Source organism: Micromonospora parathelypteridis (assembly GCF_014201145.1).
GTDB lineage: Bacteria > Actinomycetota > Actinomycetes > Mycobacteriales > Micromonosporaceae > Micromonospora > Micromonospora parathelypteridis.
The window spans coordinates 1,578,969-1,595,140 of record NZ_JACHDP010000001.1 but is presented as its reverse complement, the minus strand read 5'-3'; the positions used below and the strand labels follow the sequence as shown (position 1 = coordinate 1,595,140).

Genomic DNA, 16,172 nt, shown 5'->3' with positions numbered 1-16,172 from the left:
TCCAGCCGAAAACACCGACACCAACTGCAAGATCGCGTCGAGTGCTCGCGGGGGGCGGGGTGTGTTGGTTGGTGGGTGCGGGTTGTTGACCGGTGGGGCCGCCTATCCTGGGCGCGGGCGGCGACGAGGGGGAGCAGGTGCTGGTCATCCACGGGCTGTGGCTGCCCGGCGACGGCTCGACCGCCGGCCTCGCCGTCTGGGCCGAGGACAGCGCCGCGCCGCCCCCGCCGGCCCGGTCCGGTCGACCGCCCCGGGAACGCTCACACCCCTTCGCCGCCGGGCACGCCGACCTGGCCGCCGTCCTCGCCGACACCGCCGAACCGGCCCGCCCGGACACCGTGCTGCTCACCCTGCCCACCCGGGCGGGCGCGCCGACCGACTCACCCGAGCTGATCCGGACCGCCGTCGCACCCCCGACCCGCGGCCGGCTCACCCTGGCCGGGTGGCGGGTGCCCGTGCTGGTGTACGCCCCGGACGACGCACTGTCGCTGCTGCGCAACCTGGAAGAACTCCCGGCTGTGGCCGGGGCCACCCTGCGCCACCTCGCCGAGCTGGCCGACTTCGCCGCCGACCTGGTGACCCGTGGCCGCGTACTCCCCGGCGTCAGCACGACCGCGGATTCCCGGCAGCCCGGCGTTGCCGCGACGGTGCCGGTGGGCGCTGGTGAACCGGCGCCGGTGGGCGCTACCGCCACGGCGCTGGCGGGCGCTACCGCCACGGCACCGGTGGGCGCTACCGCCACGGCGCTGGCGGGCGCTGGCGAACCGGTGTTGGCGCGGGCTGTCTGGCGTCCGCTGCTGACCGGCACCGACGCCGGCTGGGCGCGGTCGCTCGCGCTGGCCCTGCCACCAGCCGCCCGAGCCGCCGCCGTCTCGCTGGCCGTCCCCGCTGTGCAGCCCACCCCGACCGCCGCCTCAGCGACTACGGTCCCGGCGGCCACCGCGTCAGCAGCTACCGCCTCGGCGAGCACCACCTCAGCGACCACCGTCGCGGCGGCCACTGGTCCGGGCGGGACCGAGTTGACCGCCGCCGCGCTGGTCGCGGATGCGCTCGACGCGCTGACCGATGCCGCCGCGCGTGCGGCTCTGGCGACCACCACGCTGGCCCGAGGGCTGCGGCCCGGTGGCCCGGCTCCGGCCTGGTTGGCCGCGCTCGCCGGCCCCCAGCGCGATTTCACCGTCGACGCGGCCGCGCTGGCCACCCTTCACGCCGAGCTGGACGCCTGGCAGCGCGACGCCGCTGGCGGCCCGGTGCGGGCAAGTTTCCGCTTGGTGGAACCAGCCCCCGACGAGGTCACCGAGCCGATCCTGGCCACCCGCCCGATGCCGGGCGACACCAACCCGCTGACCGACACCAGTCCGCTGGCCGACACCAACCCGCTGGCCGACACTGTGCCGGTCGAGTCGGCTGGGGGCGGGCGTTGGCGGCTCGAGTTCGGGTTGCAGGCGGCGGACGAACCCGGTCTGCACGTGGACGCCGGGCAGGTCTGGCGGGCGCCGCAGACGCTCTCCGGCCTGGCCGGCCGTGCGGCCAGCCCGCAGGAGACGCTGCTCGCCGAGTTGGGCCGGGCCAGCCGGCTCTGGCCGGACCTGGACGCCGCGCTGCGTACCGCCGCCCCCGAGGTGATGGAACTGGACGTCGAGGGAGCGCACCGCTTCCTCAGCGAGGGTGCTCCGGTGCTGCACGCGGCCGGGTTCGGGGTGCTGTTGCCGTCCTGGTGGCAGCGTCGGTCGGCGCGGCTCGGCGCCCGGTTGCGGGCCCGTAGCCGCACCGCGCCGGGCACGGTGGGTGGCACCGACGCGGGTGTTGGTCTGGACGCTCTGGTCGACTACCGCTGGGAGATCGCACTCGGTGACCAGCCGCTGTCCGCCGAGGAGTTGGCGGCGCTGGCCGAGATGAAGACCCCGCTGGTGCGTCTACGCGGTCGGTGGGTGGAGCTGGATCCGGGGCGGCTCGCCGCCGGTCTGCGCCTGCTCCGCTCCGCAGGCGAGCTGACCGTCGTCGATCTGCTCCGCCTCGGGCTGGCCGACGGCGAGGCCACCGGGGCGTTGCCCGTGCTGGAGGTGACCGCCGACGGGGCGCTGGGCGACCTGCTCGCCGGTGCGGTCGAGCGACGGCTCACCCCGTTGGACCCGCCGCCGGGCTTTCGGGGGACGCTGCGGCCGTACCAGCAGCGGGGGTTGGCCTGGCTGGCCTTCCTGCGCTCGCTCGGCCTGGGTGGCGTGCTCGCCGACGACATGGGGTTGGGCAAGACGGTGCAGCTGCTCGCGCTGCTCGCCGGGGACCCGCCCGAGGCCGGACCGACCCTGCTGGTCTGTCCGATGTCGCTGGTCGGCAACTGGCAGCGGGAGGCAGCGCGGTTCACCCCGGGGTTGCGTGTGCACGTACACCATGGTGCGGAGCGGGCGCGGGGGGCGGAGTTCACCGCGGCCGCGCACGCCGCGGACCTGGTCCTCACCACCTACTCGGTGGCGGCCCGCGATGCCGCCGACCTGGCCGGCATCGACTGGCACCGGGTGGTGGTGGACGAGGCGCAGGCGATCAAGAACGCGTCGACCCGGCAGGCCGAGGCGGTCCGTGCCCTGCCCGCGCGGCAGCGGGTGGCGGTGACCGGTACGCCGGTGGAGAACCGGCTCGCCGACCTTTGGTCGATCATGCAGTTCGCCAACCCGGGCCTGCTCGGGCCGGCTGCGACGTTCCGCAAACGGTTCGCCGAGCCGATCGAACGGAACGGCGACGCCGAGGCCGCCGAGCGGCTACGCCGGATCACCGGCCCGTTCGTGTTGCGCCGACTCAAGACCGACTCGTCGATCATCTCGGACCTGCCGGAGAAGCTCGAGATGGAGGTGCTCTGCAACCTCACCGCCGAGCAGGCCGCCCTCTACCGGGTGGTGGTCGACGACATGCTCGCCCGGATCGAGACCAGCGACGGCATCGAACGACGCGGTCTGGTGCTGGCCACCATGACCCGGCTCAAGCAGGTCTGCAACCACCCGGCCCAGCTGCTGCGCGACGGCTCGCCGCTGGAGGGCCGGTCCGGCAAGCTGGCCCGGCTGACCGAGATCCTGGAGGAGGTGCTGGCGGCGGGGGAGCGGGCTCTGCTGTTCACCCAGTACGCCGAGTTCGGCGCGATGCTGCGCGGTCACCTGTCGGCGCGGTTCGGTCGGGAGGTGCTGTTCCTGCACGGCGGCCTGGGCAAGGCCGAGCGGGACGCCATGGTGCAGCGCTTCCAGTCGGCGGAGGGCCCGCCGCTGTTCGTCCTCTCCCTCAAGGCCGGTGGCACCGGGCTCACCCTGACCGCCGCCAATCACGTGGTGCACGTGGACCGGTGGTGGAACCCGGCGGTGGAGGACCAGGCCACCGACCGTGCGTTCCGGATCGGGCAGAGCCGACGGGTGCAGGTCCGCAAGTTCGTCTGCGCCGGCACGGTGGAGGAGAAGGTGGCCGCGATGATCGCCGACAAGCGCAGCCTGGCCGAGCGGGTGGTCGGCACCGGCGAGCAGTGGATCACCGAGTTGTCCACCGGCCAGTTGCGTGACCTGTTCGCCCTGGAGGCCGGCGCGGTGGTCGAGTGAGCACCGATCGTTTCGCCGACTACGGGCGTCCCCGCCGCGTCGACGGGGGGCTGCGGGCGCGCAGCGCCCGGGGTGCGATCGGCCGGTCCTGGTGGTCCCGGCGGTTCCTGGAGGTGCTGGAGTCGTTCGCGCTCGGCACCCGGCTGACCCGGGGGCGGTCGTACGCGCGGGCCGGTCAGGTGCTCACCCTCGACATCGCGCCCGGACGGGTCAGTGCGGTGGTGCAGGGTTCCCGGCCGCAGCCGTACCAGGTGTCCATCGGGCTGCAGCCGTTCCCGGCCGCGCTCTGGTCCCGCATCGAGGCGGAGTTGGCCGGGCAGGCCTTCTTCAGCGCCCGCCTGCTCGCCGGGGACCTCCCCGACGAGTTGGAGGAGCTGTTCGTCGCCGCTGGCGCGCCGCTCTTCCCGGCCGGGGTGGACGAGCTGACCCAGCGGTGCAACTGCCCCGACTTCGCGGTGCCGTGCAAACACCTCGCGGCGACGTTCTACCTGCTGGCCGAGGCGTTCGACGCGGACCCGTTCGAGCTGCTGCACTGGCGTGGCCGGTCCCGCGCCGAGCTGCTCGACGAGCTTCGCGCGCGGCGGGTCGAGGCCACCGGCGCCGCTCTGTCACCGGCCCTGGTCGCCCCACCGTCCGAACCGGACGACGAGATGTCCGCAGTGGACGTCGCGCCGCTCGGTGCGGCCCGCGCGCTCGCCGGGCTGTCGGCGACCCCGCTGGCCGAGTCGGCGGACCGGTTCTGGTTGCCGCCGGTGCCGCTGCCCGATCGGCCGCCCCGGCTGGTGACCGGCCCCGACCTGCTGCTGCGCCAGTTGGGAGCGCCAGCGCCAGCCATCGGCGGGCCGGGACTGCTCGAACGGCTGCGCCGCGCGTACCGGGCGTTCGGCCCGGCCGATCGGTGAGCCGTCACGTCCAGCGGCGGCGGAACCGCCACATGATCGCGGCGTTGGCCACCAGCACCACCGCGCAGATCGCGCCGGTCAGTCGACCGGCGAACACGGCTATCGCCGGCAGCGACGCCCACAGCACGATGGTCAACAACATCAGGTAGCGGCCCCTTCGGGCCCGGACCCGGTGGTCCAGCCGGGCGAAGAAGGCCGGGTCACTTTCCCGGAGCTGACGGGTGATCTGGTCGAACCTGCGCTGATCCTCTTTGCTGAGCATGGCGCTGCCTTCCCCTCACGCGTTCAGCGGTTCGGCGGCATACCCGCTGCGGTGGTGGCTCACGCTCGCCCGCTGCCGCTACTTTTCCTCGACGCGAGGGCACTTCATGTCCGGCTTACCTGAACCTTAAGTTTGCCTGTGGTGGTGAACGACGCGGAACGTGTCGCGTACGGCGTCGTGGTCCGATCCGTACCCGGCTGCCGCGCGTACGCCCTGCTGGGAAGGTCCGTGGATGCCTCCGGTCCGCCGCCTCCCCCCGATGTCGCACTGAGCGCTGTCTTAAGTGCCCCCACGAGGGTGTTCAGCCCACCTTGAAGGCACCTGGGGCCTTGGTTACCTTGCCGTAGCAACCCCCTCAGGCAACAGTCGCCGCACCTGCCGCACCTGCCCGGTCGCAGCTTTCGGCGCTCATCAGAAATCGGGATTGGTACATGGCCGACCAGAATGTGCCACCACGTCGACCGCGGGACGACCGCGGTTGGGACGGACGCCAGCACCACAGCGCGGACGGTTACGGCGACCCCAACGCGTCCGCGCCCTACGGGTACGACTCGCCTAACCCCTACCAGGGCGGCTACCCGGCGCAGGCCGACCCGCGCGAGCAGTACGGCGACGGGTACGCGCACGCCGGACACCCCGCCCCCGGCCCGCGCGGCCCGCAGTGGGTCGGCCCGGAGGGTCTCGGCCGTCCGGCCCCGACGCGGCCGGCCGGCACCGGACTCCCCACTCTGGACGATGACGACGAGCCCGGTCGCAAGGTCGGCCGGCGCAAGGCCATGGTCGCCCTCGGCGGCACCGCTGCCGTCGTCGCCGGTGGCGCGGCGCTCGCCATGACCCCGCAGCTCCGCGGCCTGTTCGGCGACGAGGCCGTGGCCGGCGACGCGACCGGCAGCACGGTGACCGACGGCACCGCGGCGCGGCCCAGCGGCCAGCAGCCCAGCACGGTGCGCACCTACACCGAGCAGAACGAGAGCTACATGGGCTCCCGGGCCGGCGAGGCGCTGAAGAAGAACGCGCCGGCCGGTGGACGGACCCTGTCCGGTCCGGCCGCCGCCGCGGCGGCGACCCAGGTGACCGTCAAGACCGTGCTGGCCAAGGACCCGATCCTGCACCTGGCCCGGCGGGCCACCTTCGGGCCGACGCCCGCGGTGATCGCCGACATCAAGAATCAGGGCATCGACGCCTGGATCCGCGCCCAGCTGGCCCCGGAGAAGATCGAGCCGAGCAAGGCCGAGCTGAAGCTCGCCGAGCTGCCCACCCTGAAGCTCAACACGCAGCAGTTGCGCGCCCAGCGCGACCAGCTCAACGACCAGGGCGCCCAGCCCGAGCGGGAGATGGTCGACGCGACCGTCGCCCGGCAGATCTGGTCCAACCGCCAGCTGTTCGAGGTGATGGTCGACTTCTGGAACGACTTCCTGCACGTCGCCGCCGACTTCGACGGCGGCGAGGTCTACCGCAACTCGTTCGACCAGGACGTCGTGCGCAAGCACGCGCTGGGCAGCTACCCGGAGATGCTGGTCGCCGCGAACAAGCACCCCGCGCTGCTGATCTACCTGAACCAGAAGGACTCGCGCAAGGACGCGATCAACGAGAACCTCGCCCGGGAGAACCTCGAGCTCTACTCGGTCGGCGTCGACGGTGGTTACGAGGAGCAGGACGTCCGGCAGGCGGCCATGCTGCAGACGGGCCGCGGCATCGACAAGGACGGCAAGTACGTCTTCAAGCCCGAGCAGCACTACGTCGGCAAGGTGAAGATCCTCGGCTTCACCCACGCGAACAACTCGGCGGACCCGAAGAAGGCCGACGCGGCGATCGACGCGTACATCACCTACATCGCGAAGCACCCGTCGACCGCGAAGTACGTCGCGCAGAGCCTGGCGACGCGGTTCGTCTCGGACACCCCGCCGAAGTCCCTGGTGGACCGGCTGGCCAAGATCTACACCACCAACAACGGCCTGATCAAGCCGGTGCTGATGGCGCTCTTCTGCTCCACCGAGTTCTGGGCCGGTGTGGGCCAGAAGGTGCGTCGGCCGATGGAGTACCTGGTCGCCACGTACCGCATCCTGGGCGTCTCGCCGGAAGCGTCGCCGAAGCACAACAACGGCGACAACAAGCGCACCCCGTACGCCCGGGGCCTGCGGCAGATCCACGACAAGCTGCGCGAGCTGGGCCACTTCCCGATGGGTCAGCCCACCCCGGACGGCTACCCGGACGTCTACGTCGCCTGGACGTCGGCCGGCACCATGGTCAACGGCTGGAACGAGGCGGGCGAGCTCCTCGCCGGCTACCGCACCACCTTCACGTACACGGCTCCGGAGAAGCTGGTCGCCAAGCCGCCGGCCACCGCCGGGGCGTACGTGGACGCCCTCTCCCAGCGGCTGGTGGGTCAGAAGCTGAGCGCGCGGGAGAAGAACCTGATCCTCGGCGTGGCCGGCGTGCCGGCGACCGCCAAGGTCGACGCCAAATTCAACGGGGCCATCACCGCCGTCGCGCGGGCGATCCTCGCTTCCCCCCAGCACCACCTCCGGTGAGGCACCCGATGGAGAAGACTGTGTACAACTCTTTCCCCCTGCACCCCGACTGCCCCGACGTGCGGCGGCTGGCCGACAACCCGGCCGAGGCGTTGCTGCGTGCCGAGGCGGACATCGTCGCCGCCGAGAACGCCACCGAGTTCGACCGCTACCGCACGCTGGAGAACCTGGAGGAGGCGCAGCAGGACGGTCGTGGCGTCACCCGGCGGACGTTCGTCGCCGGTGCCGCGGCCACCGCCACCGCCCTGGCCACCGCCCAGTTCGTCACCACGTCGGCGTCGTTCGCGGCGACCAAGACCGGCACCCTGATCCACGTCTTCCTCTACGGAGGGCTGGACGGGCTGAGCCTGGTCGCGCCGGACAACGACCCCGTGCTCGCCAAGGCCCGTCCCGATCTGCTGCTCGGCAACGACTCGCTGGCCCTGGACCGCGGCTTCAAGCTGACCAGCGCGTTCAAGCCGCTGGAGAAGTGGCTCACGGCCGGTCAGTTGGGCTTCATCCCGGGGACTTCGGACGAGCGGCTGTCGCGTAGCCACTTCCAGGCCGCAGACGCCTGCAACCTGGGCGGGCTGCCCAACGAGACCGGCGGCCGGGGTTGGCTGGACGGTCTGGTCGACAACCTGGGCAAGGGCACCGCGTTCCGCAGCGTCGGCATCGGCAGCACGCTGCCCCGTTCACTGGTGGGCAACAACGGTGCGCTGTCGCTGAACAACGTCGGGTCGCTGCGACTCAACGGCGACGAGCGCTTCCGCGCCGCCACCGAGAAGGCCATCAAGGGGCTCTTCACCGGGATCAACCACCCGGTGGAGGAGGCCGTGCAGGAGGGCATGGGCGCGCTGGCCACCGCCCAGCAATTGGCCGCCAAGCCGTACGAGCCGGTCGAGGGTGTCAAGTACGAGGGCGTCGGCAACGCGTTCAAGCAACTCGCCCAGCTCATCAAGGGCGGGGCGAACGTCCGGGTCGCCACCGTCGGCATGGGCGGTTACGACACCCACGAGAACCAGGGCACCAGTGCGGGTGGCCAACTGCACCGCCGGTTGAACGAGTTGGCCAACGCGATGGCGGCCTTCTTCACCGACCTCGGCCCGCAGGCCGCCGATGTGACGATCATGGTGTCCAGCGAGTTCGGCCGCCGCGTCGGCTCCAACACCGGCGGCACCGACCACGGGCACGGTGGGGTGGTCACGATCCTCTCCGGCAAGAAGCTGGCCGGCTCGCTGCTCGGCAACTGGAGCGGTCTGGACAAACTGGACTCTGGTGACGTGCCGGAGTCCAACAACATGTTCAACGTGTACGGCGCGGTGGCCCAGGGCCGGTTCGGGCTCACCAATGCGGAGGTCCAGAAGGTCTTCCCCCGCCAAAAGTACGCCCCGATGAAGCTGTACGCGTGACGCATTCGCACACCCACGCCGCCGGCCGTCGTACCGGGACCTCGTCCCGGCACGGCGGCCGGTCGGCTGCGCCCGTACCCCCGCAGATCCCGGCCCGGCGCGGACCCGGCGGCCGACGGCTGCTGGCCCTGCTGCTCCTGGTCGGTCTGCTCGCCAGCGTGCTGCCGTGGTGGCTGGGCACCCCCGCCGGCTCGTTGCGGAGCACCGCGGCCACCGTCACCGCGGCGGGCCGGATCAGCGGCCTGATCGCCGGCTACCTGCTGCTGGTGCAGGTGCTGATGATGAGCCGGCTGCCGGTGCTGGAACGGTGGATCGGCGGCGAGCAGATGGCCCGGTGGCATCGCGACGTCGGCGCGACCCTGCTGGTCGCCGTGCTGGCGCACATGTCGCTGATCCTCGTCGGCTACGCGGACCTGCGTAACCAGTCGGTTCTCGCCGAGGTCGGCACGCTGCTCGGTGACTACGAGGACATGGTCTCGGCGTTCGTCGCCACCGGCATCATGATGCTGGTCGGGTTCAGCAGCATCCGGGCGATCCGGCGGGCGCTGCCCTACGAGCTGTGGCACCTGCTGCACCTGTCCAGCTACCTGATCCTGCTGCTCGGCTTCGGCCACCAGTTCACCCACGGGGCGCAGCTGTACAAGCCGGGACCGGTCCGCACCGGCTGGATCGCGCTCTACCTGCTGGTGGTCGCCGCCCTGCTCTGGGGTCGGGTAATCGCGCCGCTGGCGTTCAACCTGCGTTACAAGCTGCGGGTCGCCGACGTCGTCGCCGAGAGCCCGGACACCATCTCCATCTACCTCACCGGTGAGCGGCTGGGCCGGCTGGCGATGCTCGGCGGCCAGTACTTCCGCTGGCGCTTCCTCACCCGGGGCTGCTGGTGGCAGTCGCACCCGTTCTCCGTCTCCGCCGCTGGGAACGGTCGCTGGTTGCGGCTCACCGTCAAGGTCGTCGGCGCGCACACCGCGGACCTGCGCGACCTGGACCCGGGCACCCGGGTCTGGGCGCAGGGCCCGTCGGGCACCTTCACCGCCGCGCACCGGGTCCGCGAGCGGGCCCTGCTGATCGCCGGCGGCAGCGGCATCACGCCGATCCGAGCCATGCTGGAGGAGTTGCCACCGGGCGCCGCCCTGATCTACCGGGCCCGGACCCCGGCCGACGTGCTGCTCAGCCGTGAGCTGGACTGGCTGGCTCAGGAGCGCGACACCTCGGTCTGGTACGTCATCGGTTCCCGCGACGACCCCGGCCCCCGTCAGCTGATGAGCCCGGACGGGTTGCGTCAACTGGTGCCCGACGTGGCCCGGCGCGACGTCTACCTGTGCGGGCCACCCGGGCTGGTGGAGCAGTCGGTCCGCGCGCTGCGCCGGGCCGGCGTGCCCCGACGGCAGATCCACCTGGCCACGTTCGAGTTGTAGGAAGGGCAATCCATGCGTCGCGCGTTGCTCGCGATCACCGGCCTGGCCGCCAGCACCACCGCGCTGGTGGTGTTCAAGGGCTCGCCGGGCACCACCCAGGTCGCCCAGAACCTGCCGAGCGCCCAGCCGGTCAACCCCACCCCGCAGGACGTCGACCCGAGCGTCGACCCGCCCGCCGACCCGGCGGCCGGGGCACCGACGCCGTCGGTGGCTCCCGGCGCGCCGTCGTCGCCCAAACCCAGCAAGAGCGCGGCCCGGCCGTCCGGCACCCGCACCACCACGAAGGCTCCCGCCGCGCCGCGGACCACCACGAAGGCGGCGCAGCCGACCACCCGCCGGGTCACCGGGCCGGGCGTGGACAACGAGTACGGGTACGTGCAGGTGCAGATCGTGGTCTCCGGTAACCGGATCGTCGACGCCGTCGCGCTGTCACTGCCCAGCGGGGGTGAATCCGACATCCACAGCGGCGACGTCAGCGGCAGGTACGACGGCACCGGCGGCGAGGTGGTGCAGAAGCAGAGCGCCAACGTGAACACCGTCTCCGGTGCCACCGAGACCAGCAACTCCTACAAGCAGTCGCTGCGAGGCGCGATCGAGCAGGCGTTCTGACGTGCCGGCGGCGATGACCCGACCCGGGCTGTGCCGGGTCGAACAGATCATGGGTACGGCGATCACCCTGGACCTCGCCGACGACCTGCCAGCGGCGACCCTGACCGAGCTGGCCGACGAGGTCTTCGCCTGGATGCGTGAGGTGGACGCCCGGTTCAGCACGTACAAGCCGGAGAGCGAGGTGTGCCGCTTCGACCGGGGCGAGGTGCTGCTCTCCGAGGCGTCGGCGGACCTGCGGTTCGTGCTGGAGGCCTGCGCCGACCTGTGGGGTGCCACCGACGGGTTCTTCGACGCGTACGCCACCGGGCGGCTCGACCCGTCCGGCTTCGTGAAGGGCTGGGCGGCCCAGGTCGCCTCGGATCGTCTGCTCGCCGCCGGTGCCGCGAACCACTGTGTGAACGCCGGCGGCGACCTCCGCGTGCGCGGCCTCTCGCCGGCCGGAGCGCCGTGGCGCATCGGCATCCGGCACCCGTGGGACGCCATGGCGACCTGCCTGGTGCTCACCGGGACCGACCTGGCCGTGGCCACGTCCGGCGTCTACGAGCGGGGCCGGCACGTGCTGGACCCGCGCCGGGGCACGCCGGCCAGCGGCTTGCGCTCGGTGACCGTGGTCGGCGCCAATCTCGGGGTGGCCGACGCGTACGCCACCGCCGCCCTGGCGATGGGGGTCACCGGTCTCGGCTGGTTGGACCGCCTGGGCGGTTACCGCCACGCCGTCGTCACCGACGACGGCCGCCAATACCACTCCGCCAGCGTCCCGCTGGCCGACTAGCTCCGCCAGCGCCCCGCTGGCCGACTAACGCAGCGGGCGGTTGGTGCCGGCCGGGCGGGAGCCGGTGGGGCGTGGGCGGCCGGGGCGCGAACCGGACGGCCGGGTGCCGGCCCAGCGGTGCCGTGGGTGGCTGCGCCGGGGCGGTTCGGTGCCGCCGGGATGAGGCGCCCTGTCGTCCGTGGACATCGTTCCCCCGTTCGTGGCGCGCGTTCGCGCCGTCTTCCTGTCAACGAGGACCGGCGCCCCGGCGACGCTGTCGGGCACCGGATGGAATCGTCGATCGCGCCTGTCTCACATGCCTCGTCGGGGTAGCGGCAGGTGACCGGGGAGCAGGTCGGGGGCGAGCGTCACCCCGCTGGCGCGCAGCGCCCCGATCAACGTGTTCTGCACGAGGTACGAATCCGGAAGTTGCCAGCGGGCCTGCTCGGGGGCGACCGCCCAGCGGACCGTCCCCTCCGGCAGCCGGGTGGGCGGCGCAGGGATCCACGAGCCCGGCCCGTGCCGGACCACGTGGAAGCAGTGCTCCAGCTCCGGCCGGAGCGGATCGCCGGGGCGGACCAGGAACATCCACCGCCCGGTGGGGGTGACCAGCACCGGTCCGCGTACGCCGGTGCCGGCCGGGTGGGTCTGCACCGCGTCGAGCACGTGCCGGCCCAGGTGGGCGGGGACCTCCAGCACGTCGAAGGCCCGGCCGGTGGGCAGCAGCACCCCGTGCGGGCGGTTGCGCCACCAGGTGGCCACCCGGGACGGGTCGGCGCTGGCGGCCAGCTCCCAGTTCTCCAGGGCGGGGTGGCAGCCCACGGTGGGACAGCCGGCCCGGCCGCAGACGAAGCGGCTGCGGGCCAGACAGGCCCCCGGGGTGACCTCCCACCCGTGTGTGGCGTATCGCATGGCGACCCGGCGCAGCCGGACCCGTTCCAGCGGCGACAGTTCGGCGACGCGCGGTACGACGTTCCCCCACATGTGTGCCATCTCCTCTCGTCGTGCCCGGCGATCGCCAGGTCGCATGTCGAGCACCGTCACTGCCGTAACCCACGATCGTTGAGGTTGACGAACGGCCCGTGCAACTTGCACGAAAAGTACGAGGACTGGCTGTACGGCTGACGTACATCGTGTGCGACCAGCGAAAACCTGGAGATGAACGAAAGCCGCCGCACCCGCGGACATCGCCCCGACTCGATTGGTCGCCGGCGGCAGGGGAGGATGGGGAGATGGACGAGCTACCCATAGGACGGCGAGTTGCCTACTGGCGGGGCCGACGCAAGATGTCGCAGCAGGTCTTCGCCGACCGGCTGGGCAAGTCGAAGAGTTGGGTGGACAAGGTCGAACGCGGCGTCCGCCGGCTGGACAAGTTCTCCGTCCTCTACGAGATCGCCGACATCCTCCAGGTGGACGTGCAGCTCCTCATGGGCAAGGACCCGGAGCGCCGCACCGACGCGCTGAACTGCATCGACCAGATCGAGGTGCAGGAGATCCGGGCGGCGCTGGAACGCTACGACTCGATGAGCGCGTACTTCGACGCGGTGCCGTGTCCGCCGCCGCTGGAAGACATGCGCAAGGCCGTCAACCACGCCTGGCTCACCTACCAGTACGGCCGCTACGGGATGCTCACCCGGGCGCTGCCCAAGCTGCTGCGCGACGCCCAGGCGGCCGATGCCGCGTACGGCGGTGAGCAGGCCGCCGAGGCGGCTCACCTGCTCGGGCAGGTCTACCAGATCGCCTCCTCGGTGCTGCGCAAGCTCGGTGAGTGCGAGCTCGCCTGGTTGGCCGCGGACCGCTCGATGGCGGTGGCCCAACGGGCCGACGACCCGCTGCTGGCCGGCATCGCCACCACCCGGGTGTGCAACGCCCTGGTCGCCATGGGTCGGGCTCGTCCCGCGCTCGAGCTGAACGTGCAGATCGCCAACCGGCTGGCCCCGGGCGGGAGCAACGAGGTCACCCCGGCCCGGCTCTCCGTCTACGGGATGCTGCTGCTGCAGGGCGCGATGGCCGCGTCCCGCATCGGTGACTCGGCCAGCGTCGACGACCTGATCAACTGTGCGCAGGAGGCCGCCACGCTGCTCGGCGGCGACTACAACCACTACTGGACGTCGTTCGGGCCGACCAACGTCGAACTGCACCGGGCCGCCGCCGCGGTGGAGCTGGGCGACGGGGGGCGGGCGGTGGAGGTGCACCAACTGCGCATCGCGGAGCCCTCCTTCAACGCGCTGCTGCCCGAACGCCGCGCCCACCACCTGCTCGACATCGCCCGCGGGTACGCCCAACTGGGCGATGTGGCGAACGCCGGCGAGATGCTCCTGCTTGGTGATCGGCTCGCTCCGTCGGAGATCCGCTGCCGGCCGATCGCGCACGAGGTGATGTCGGACGTCCTTCGTCGCACACGTGGTGCGCCGCCTTCTCCGGTAGCGGAGTTGGCTGAGCACATGGGAGTAGGGGTATGAGCGCGGAGCCGGTTTGATGGCCGGTTCACCGCGCAACAGCGGGCACCGCGAGGTGCTCTACGTCATCGCCTGCGGCTCGCCGCTGGCACGGCACGTCGGTCGTCTGGTCGACCTTGCCCAACAGGACGGTTGGGACGTCTGCGTGGTCACCACGCCGGACGGGGCAAAGTTCGTCGACCAGTCGGCCCTGATTCGGCAGACCGGCCACCCGGTGCGGACGCACTACAAGAATCCCGGTGACCCGGACGTGTTGCCGCCCGCCGACGCCATGATCGTTTGCCCGGCCACCGTCAACACGGTCAACAAGTGGGCGGCCGGGATCACCGACACCCTCGCGCTCGGTCTGCTGGTCGAGGCGCAGGGCAAGGGCGTCCCCGTCGTCGCGGTGCCGTACACCAACGCCGCGATGGCCTCCCACCCGGCGTTTCGTGCCGGGGTGGCGCGACTGGCCGAGTGGGGCGTCACGGTGCTCTTCGGTGATCACGTGATCGCCCTGCACCCGCCGGGCACGGGGGAGCAGCACCTGCACGCCTTCCCGTGGGCGATGCCGCTGGCCGCGCTGCACGCCGTCTCGGTGAGCGCCGCCTAGCGCTCACGGCGGGCCTTCCGCTCGGCGCGGCCGGGCCGGGCGTCACCGCTGGGCCGCCCCCGCGCCGGTAAGCTGGCCCGCCGTGAGCACAAGCGGATCCGACCCCACGGTCACCGACGTGGTGGCCGAGCTGGAACGGCGCTATCCGCCGGTCTGGGCCGAGGAGTGGGACCGGGTGGGCCTGGTGCTCGGTGAGCCGGCCGCCCCGGTCCGCCGGGTGCTCTGTGTGGTCGACGTGGTGCCCGAGACGGTCGCCGAGGCGCTGGCCGCCGACGTGGACATGATCGTCGCGCATCACCCGCTGCTGCTGCGCGGGGTCTCGTCGGTCGCTCCGACGACCTTCAAGGGGCGGATCATCCACCAGCTGATCCGGGCCGGGGTGGCGCTCTACGCGGCGCACACCAACGCCGACGTGGCCGCCCCGGGTGTCTCCGACGCCCTCGCCGCCCGGTTCGGGCTGACCGGGCTGCGCCCGCTGCAGCGGCCCGCGCCCGGTTCGCCCGCCCACGGCGACGACCGGGGTTTCGGTCGGATCGGCGAGCTGCCCCAGCCGATGACTCTCGCCGAGCTGACCCGGCACGCCGCCTCCGTGCTCCCCGTCACGTCCTGGGGAGTTCGCGCCGCGGGGGATCCCGGGCGTATGGTTCGTACCCTCGCCGTCAGCGGCGGGTCGGGGGACAGCTTCCTCGGCGCCGCGACCGCCGCCGGGGTGGACGCGTTTCTCACCGCCGACCTGCGGCACCACCCGGCCGGCGAGCACCTCGCCGCCGATGGTCCCGCCCTGATCGACGCCGCCCACTGGGCGACCGAACGACCGTGGCTGGACGACCTGGCCGCCCTCCTACGGGAGGCGCTGGGCGTCGAGACGCTGGTGTCCGACCTGGACACCGACCCGTGGACCGTGCACGCCGCCGCACCCGTTGTGGACGACAAGGAGCCCGACCGTGAAGGCTGACCCTCAGGTGCAGCGCCGCCTGCTCGACCTGCAGGCGATCGACACCAACCTCGCCCAGCTCGCCCACCGCCGGCGGTCGCTGCCCGAGCGGGCCGAGCTGGAGTCGCTGGCCCGGGAGTTGTCGTCGTTGGAGGACGAGCGGGTCCGCGCCCAGGTGGCCGTCGACGACCTGGACCGGGACATCGCCCGGATGGAGAAGGACGTCGAGCAGGTCCGGGCTCGCAAGGAGAAGGACCAGAACCGGCTGGCTGCCGGCACCGGCCCGGCCCGCGAGTTGGAGGCGCTCCAGCACGAGCTGGTCTCGCTGAACCGGCGCCAGGGCGACCTGGAGGACGCCGAGCTGGAGCTGATGGAGCAGCGGGAGACCGCGCAGGGCGTACTGGACGGCGTGGAGCAGCGGCTGGCCGACACCCGCGACAAGCGGGCCGCCACCGAGCAGCGCCGCGACGACGCGATGGCCGAGATCGCCAAGGAGGAGGAGTTCAAGCGGGGGGCCCGTCAGCCGCTCGCCGCCGACCTCCCGAGCGACCTGGTCAACCTCTACGACAAGATCCGCGAGGACACCGGGCTGGGCGCCGCACTGCTCACCGCGGGGCGCTGCGGCGGGTGCCGGTTGGAGCTTTCCGGCGCCGACCTGGCCCGGATCCGCAAGACCGCCCCGGACGACGTGGTCCGCTGCGAGGACTGCCGACGGATCATGGTCCGCACCAACGAGTCGGGTCTGTAGGTC

Annotated in this window: 12 protein-coding genes and 1 pseudogene; 11 read left to right on the top strand and 2 right to left on the bottom strand. The window is 72.3% G+C overall.

Annotation, left to right across the window (positions count from 1 at the left end):
• Nucleotides 1-773: 773 nt before the first annotated feature.
• A pseudogene (locus HNR20_RS06695) lies at nucleotides 774-3,575 on the top strand (DEAD/DEAH box helicase); the annotation flags it as partial.
• Nucleotides 3,572-4,477 (top strand): SWIM zinc finger family protein, encoded by a 906-nt coding sequence (locus tag HNR20_RS06690; protein WP_184177391.1) that lies wholly within the window; start codon nucleotides 3,572-3,574, stop codon nucleotides 4,475-4,477. The pseudogene HNR20_RS06695 and the gene HNR20_RS06690, both read left to right, overlap by 4 nt.
• A 4-nt stretch (nucleotides 4,478-4,481) precedes the next feature.
• Here HNR20_RS06690 and HNR20_RS06685 read toward each other — a convergent pair whose 3' ends face one another.
• On the bottom strand, nucleotides 4,482-4,739 hold the full coding sequence (locus HNR20_RS06685; RefSeq protein WP_110565672.1) for a DUF3040 domain-containing protein: 258 nt from the start codon (nucleotides 4,737-4,739) through the stop codon (nucleotides 4,482-4,484).
• A gap of 431 nt (nucleotides 4,740-5,170) precedes the next feature.
• Between HNR20_RS06685 and HNR20_RS06680 the strand changes: the two genes are divergently transcribed.
• Genes HNR20_RS06680 through HNR20_RS06660 form a run of 5 tightly spaced genes read left to right on the top strand, consistent with a single transcriptional unit; the run spans nucleotide 5,171 to nucleotide 11,457 of the window.
• Complete coding sequence (locus tag HNR20_RS06680) at nucleotides 5,171-7,270, top strand: DUF1800 domain-containing protein (RefSeq protein WP_184177389.1); 2,100 nt, start codon at nucleotides 5,171-5,173, stop codon at nucleotides 7,268-7,270.
• Between the two features lie 8 nt (nucleotides 7,271-7,278).
• Nucleotides 7,279-8,661: a DUF1501 domain-containing protein gene (locus HNR20_RS06675; protein ID WP_184177387.1), complete on the top strand. Its 1,383-nt coding sequence runs from the start codon at nucleotides 7,279-7,281 to the stop codon at nucleotides 8,659-8,661.
• Nucleotides 8,658-10,076: a ferredoxin reductase family protein gene (locus HNR20_RS06670; protein WP_184177385.1), complete on the top strand. Its 1,419-nt coding sequence runs from the start codon at nucleotides 8,658-8,660 to the stop codon at nucleotides 10,074-10,076. Before HNR20_RS06675 ends, HNR20_RS06670 begins: the two co-directional genes overlap by 4 nt.
• A 12-nt stretch (nucleotides 10,077-10,088) precedes the next feature.
• The gene (locus tag HNR20_RS06665) at nucleotides 10,089-10,685 is read left to right on the top strand and encodes an FMN-binding protein (RefSeq protein WP_184177383.1); all 597 of its coding nucleotides are present in this window, start codon (nucleotides 10,089-10,091) and stop codon (nucleotides 10,683-10,685) included.
• Between the two features lie 49 nt (nucleotides 10,686-10,734).
• Complete coding sequence (locus tag HNR20_RS06660) at nucleotides 10,735-11,457, top strand: FAD:protein FMN transferase (protein ID WP_184188094.1); 723 nt, start codon at nucleotides 10,735-10,737, stop codon at nucleotides 11,455-11,457.
• A 291-nt stretch (nucleotides 11,458-11,748) separates the two neighbouring features.
• On the opposite strand, the gene HNR20_RS06655 is transcribed toward HNR20_RS06660, so the two are convergent.
• Entirely contained in the window at nucleotides 11,749-12,420 is a 672-nt protein-coding gene (locus HNR20_RS06655; RefSeq protein WP_184188090.1) for a bifunctional DNA primase/polymerase, read from the bottom strand.
• 248 nt (nucleotides 12,421-12,668) lie between these two features.
• Between HNR20_RS06655 and HNR20_RS06650 the strand changes: the two genes are divergently transcribed.
• From HNR20_RS06650 to HNR20_RS06635, 4 genes are all read left to right on the top strand, one after another.
• On the top strand, nucleotides 12,669-13,898 hold the full coding sequence (locus HNR20_RS06650; RefSeq protein ID WP_184177381.1) for a helix-turn-helix domain-containing protein: 1,230 nt from the start codon (nucleotides 12,669-12,671) through the stop codon (nucleotides 13,896-13,898).
• 16 nt (nucleotides 13,899-13,914) lie between these two features.
• The gene (locus HNR20_RS06645; RefSeq protein ID WP_184177379.1) at nucleotides 13,915-14,487 is read left to right on the top strand and encodes a flavoprotein; all 573 of its coding nucleotides are present in this window, start codon (nucleotides 13,915-13,917) and stop codon (nucleotides 14,485-14,487) included.
• Nucleotides 14,488-14,605: 118 nt separating this feature from the next.
• Nucleotides 14,606-15,442, top strand: coding sequence for a Nif3-like dinuclear metal center hexameric protein (locus HNR20_RS06640; protein ID WP_373291056.1), 837 nt, complete (start codon nucleotides 14,606-14,608; stop codon nucleotides 15,440-15,442).
• Nucleotides 15,432-16,169 (top strand): zinc ribbon domain-containing protein, encoded by a 738-nt coding sequence (locus HNR20_RS06635; RefSeq protein WP_184177368.1) that lies wholly within the window; start codon nucleotides 15,432-15,434, stop codon nucleotides 16,167-16,169. Before HNR20_RS06640 ends, HNR20_RS06635 begins: the two co-directional genes overlap by 11 nt.
• Nucleotides 16,170-16,172 lie beyond the last annotated feature (3 nt).

What these genes read in the sequence shown, in the direction of transcription:
- HNR20_RS06680 (WP_184177389.1), top strand. Translation starts at nt 5,171, where the DNA reads ATGGCCGACCAGAATGTGCCACCACGTCGACCGCGGGACGACCGCGGT.
- HNR20_RS06660 (WP_184188094.1), top strand. Translation starts at nt 10,735, where the DNA reads ATGGGTACGGCGATCACCCTGGACCTCGCCGACGACCTGCCAGCGGCG.
- HNR20_RS06655 (WP_184188090.1), bottom strand. Translation starts at nt 12,420, where the DNA reads ATGTGGGGGAACGTCGTACCGCGCGTCGCCGAACTGTCGCCGCTGGAA.
- HNR20_RS06665 (WP_184177383.1), top strand. Translation starts at nt 10,089, where the DNA reads ATGCGTCGCGCGTTGCTCGCGATCACCGGCCTGGCCGCCAGCACCACC.
- HNR20_RS06650 (WP_184177381.1), top strand. Translation starts at nt 12,669, where the DNA reads ATGGACGAGCTACCCATAGGACGGCGAGTTGCCTACTGGCGGGGCCGA.
- HNR20_RS06685 (WP_110565672.1), bottom strand. Translation starts at nt 4,739, where the DNA reads ATGCTCAGCAAAGAGGATCAGCGCAGGTTCGACCAGATCACCCGTCAG.
- HNR20_RS06675 (WP_184177387.1), top strand. Translation starts at nt 7,279, where the DNA reads ATGGAGAAGACTGTGTACAACTCTTTCCCCCTGCACCCCGACTGCCCC.
- HNR20_RS06645 (WP_184177379.1), top strand. Translation starts at nt 13,915, where the DNA reads ATGGCCGGTTCACCGCGCAACAGCGGGCACCGCGAGGTGCTCTACGTC.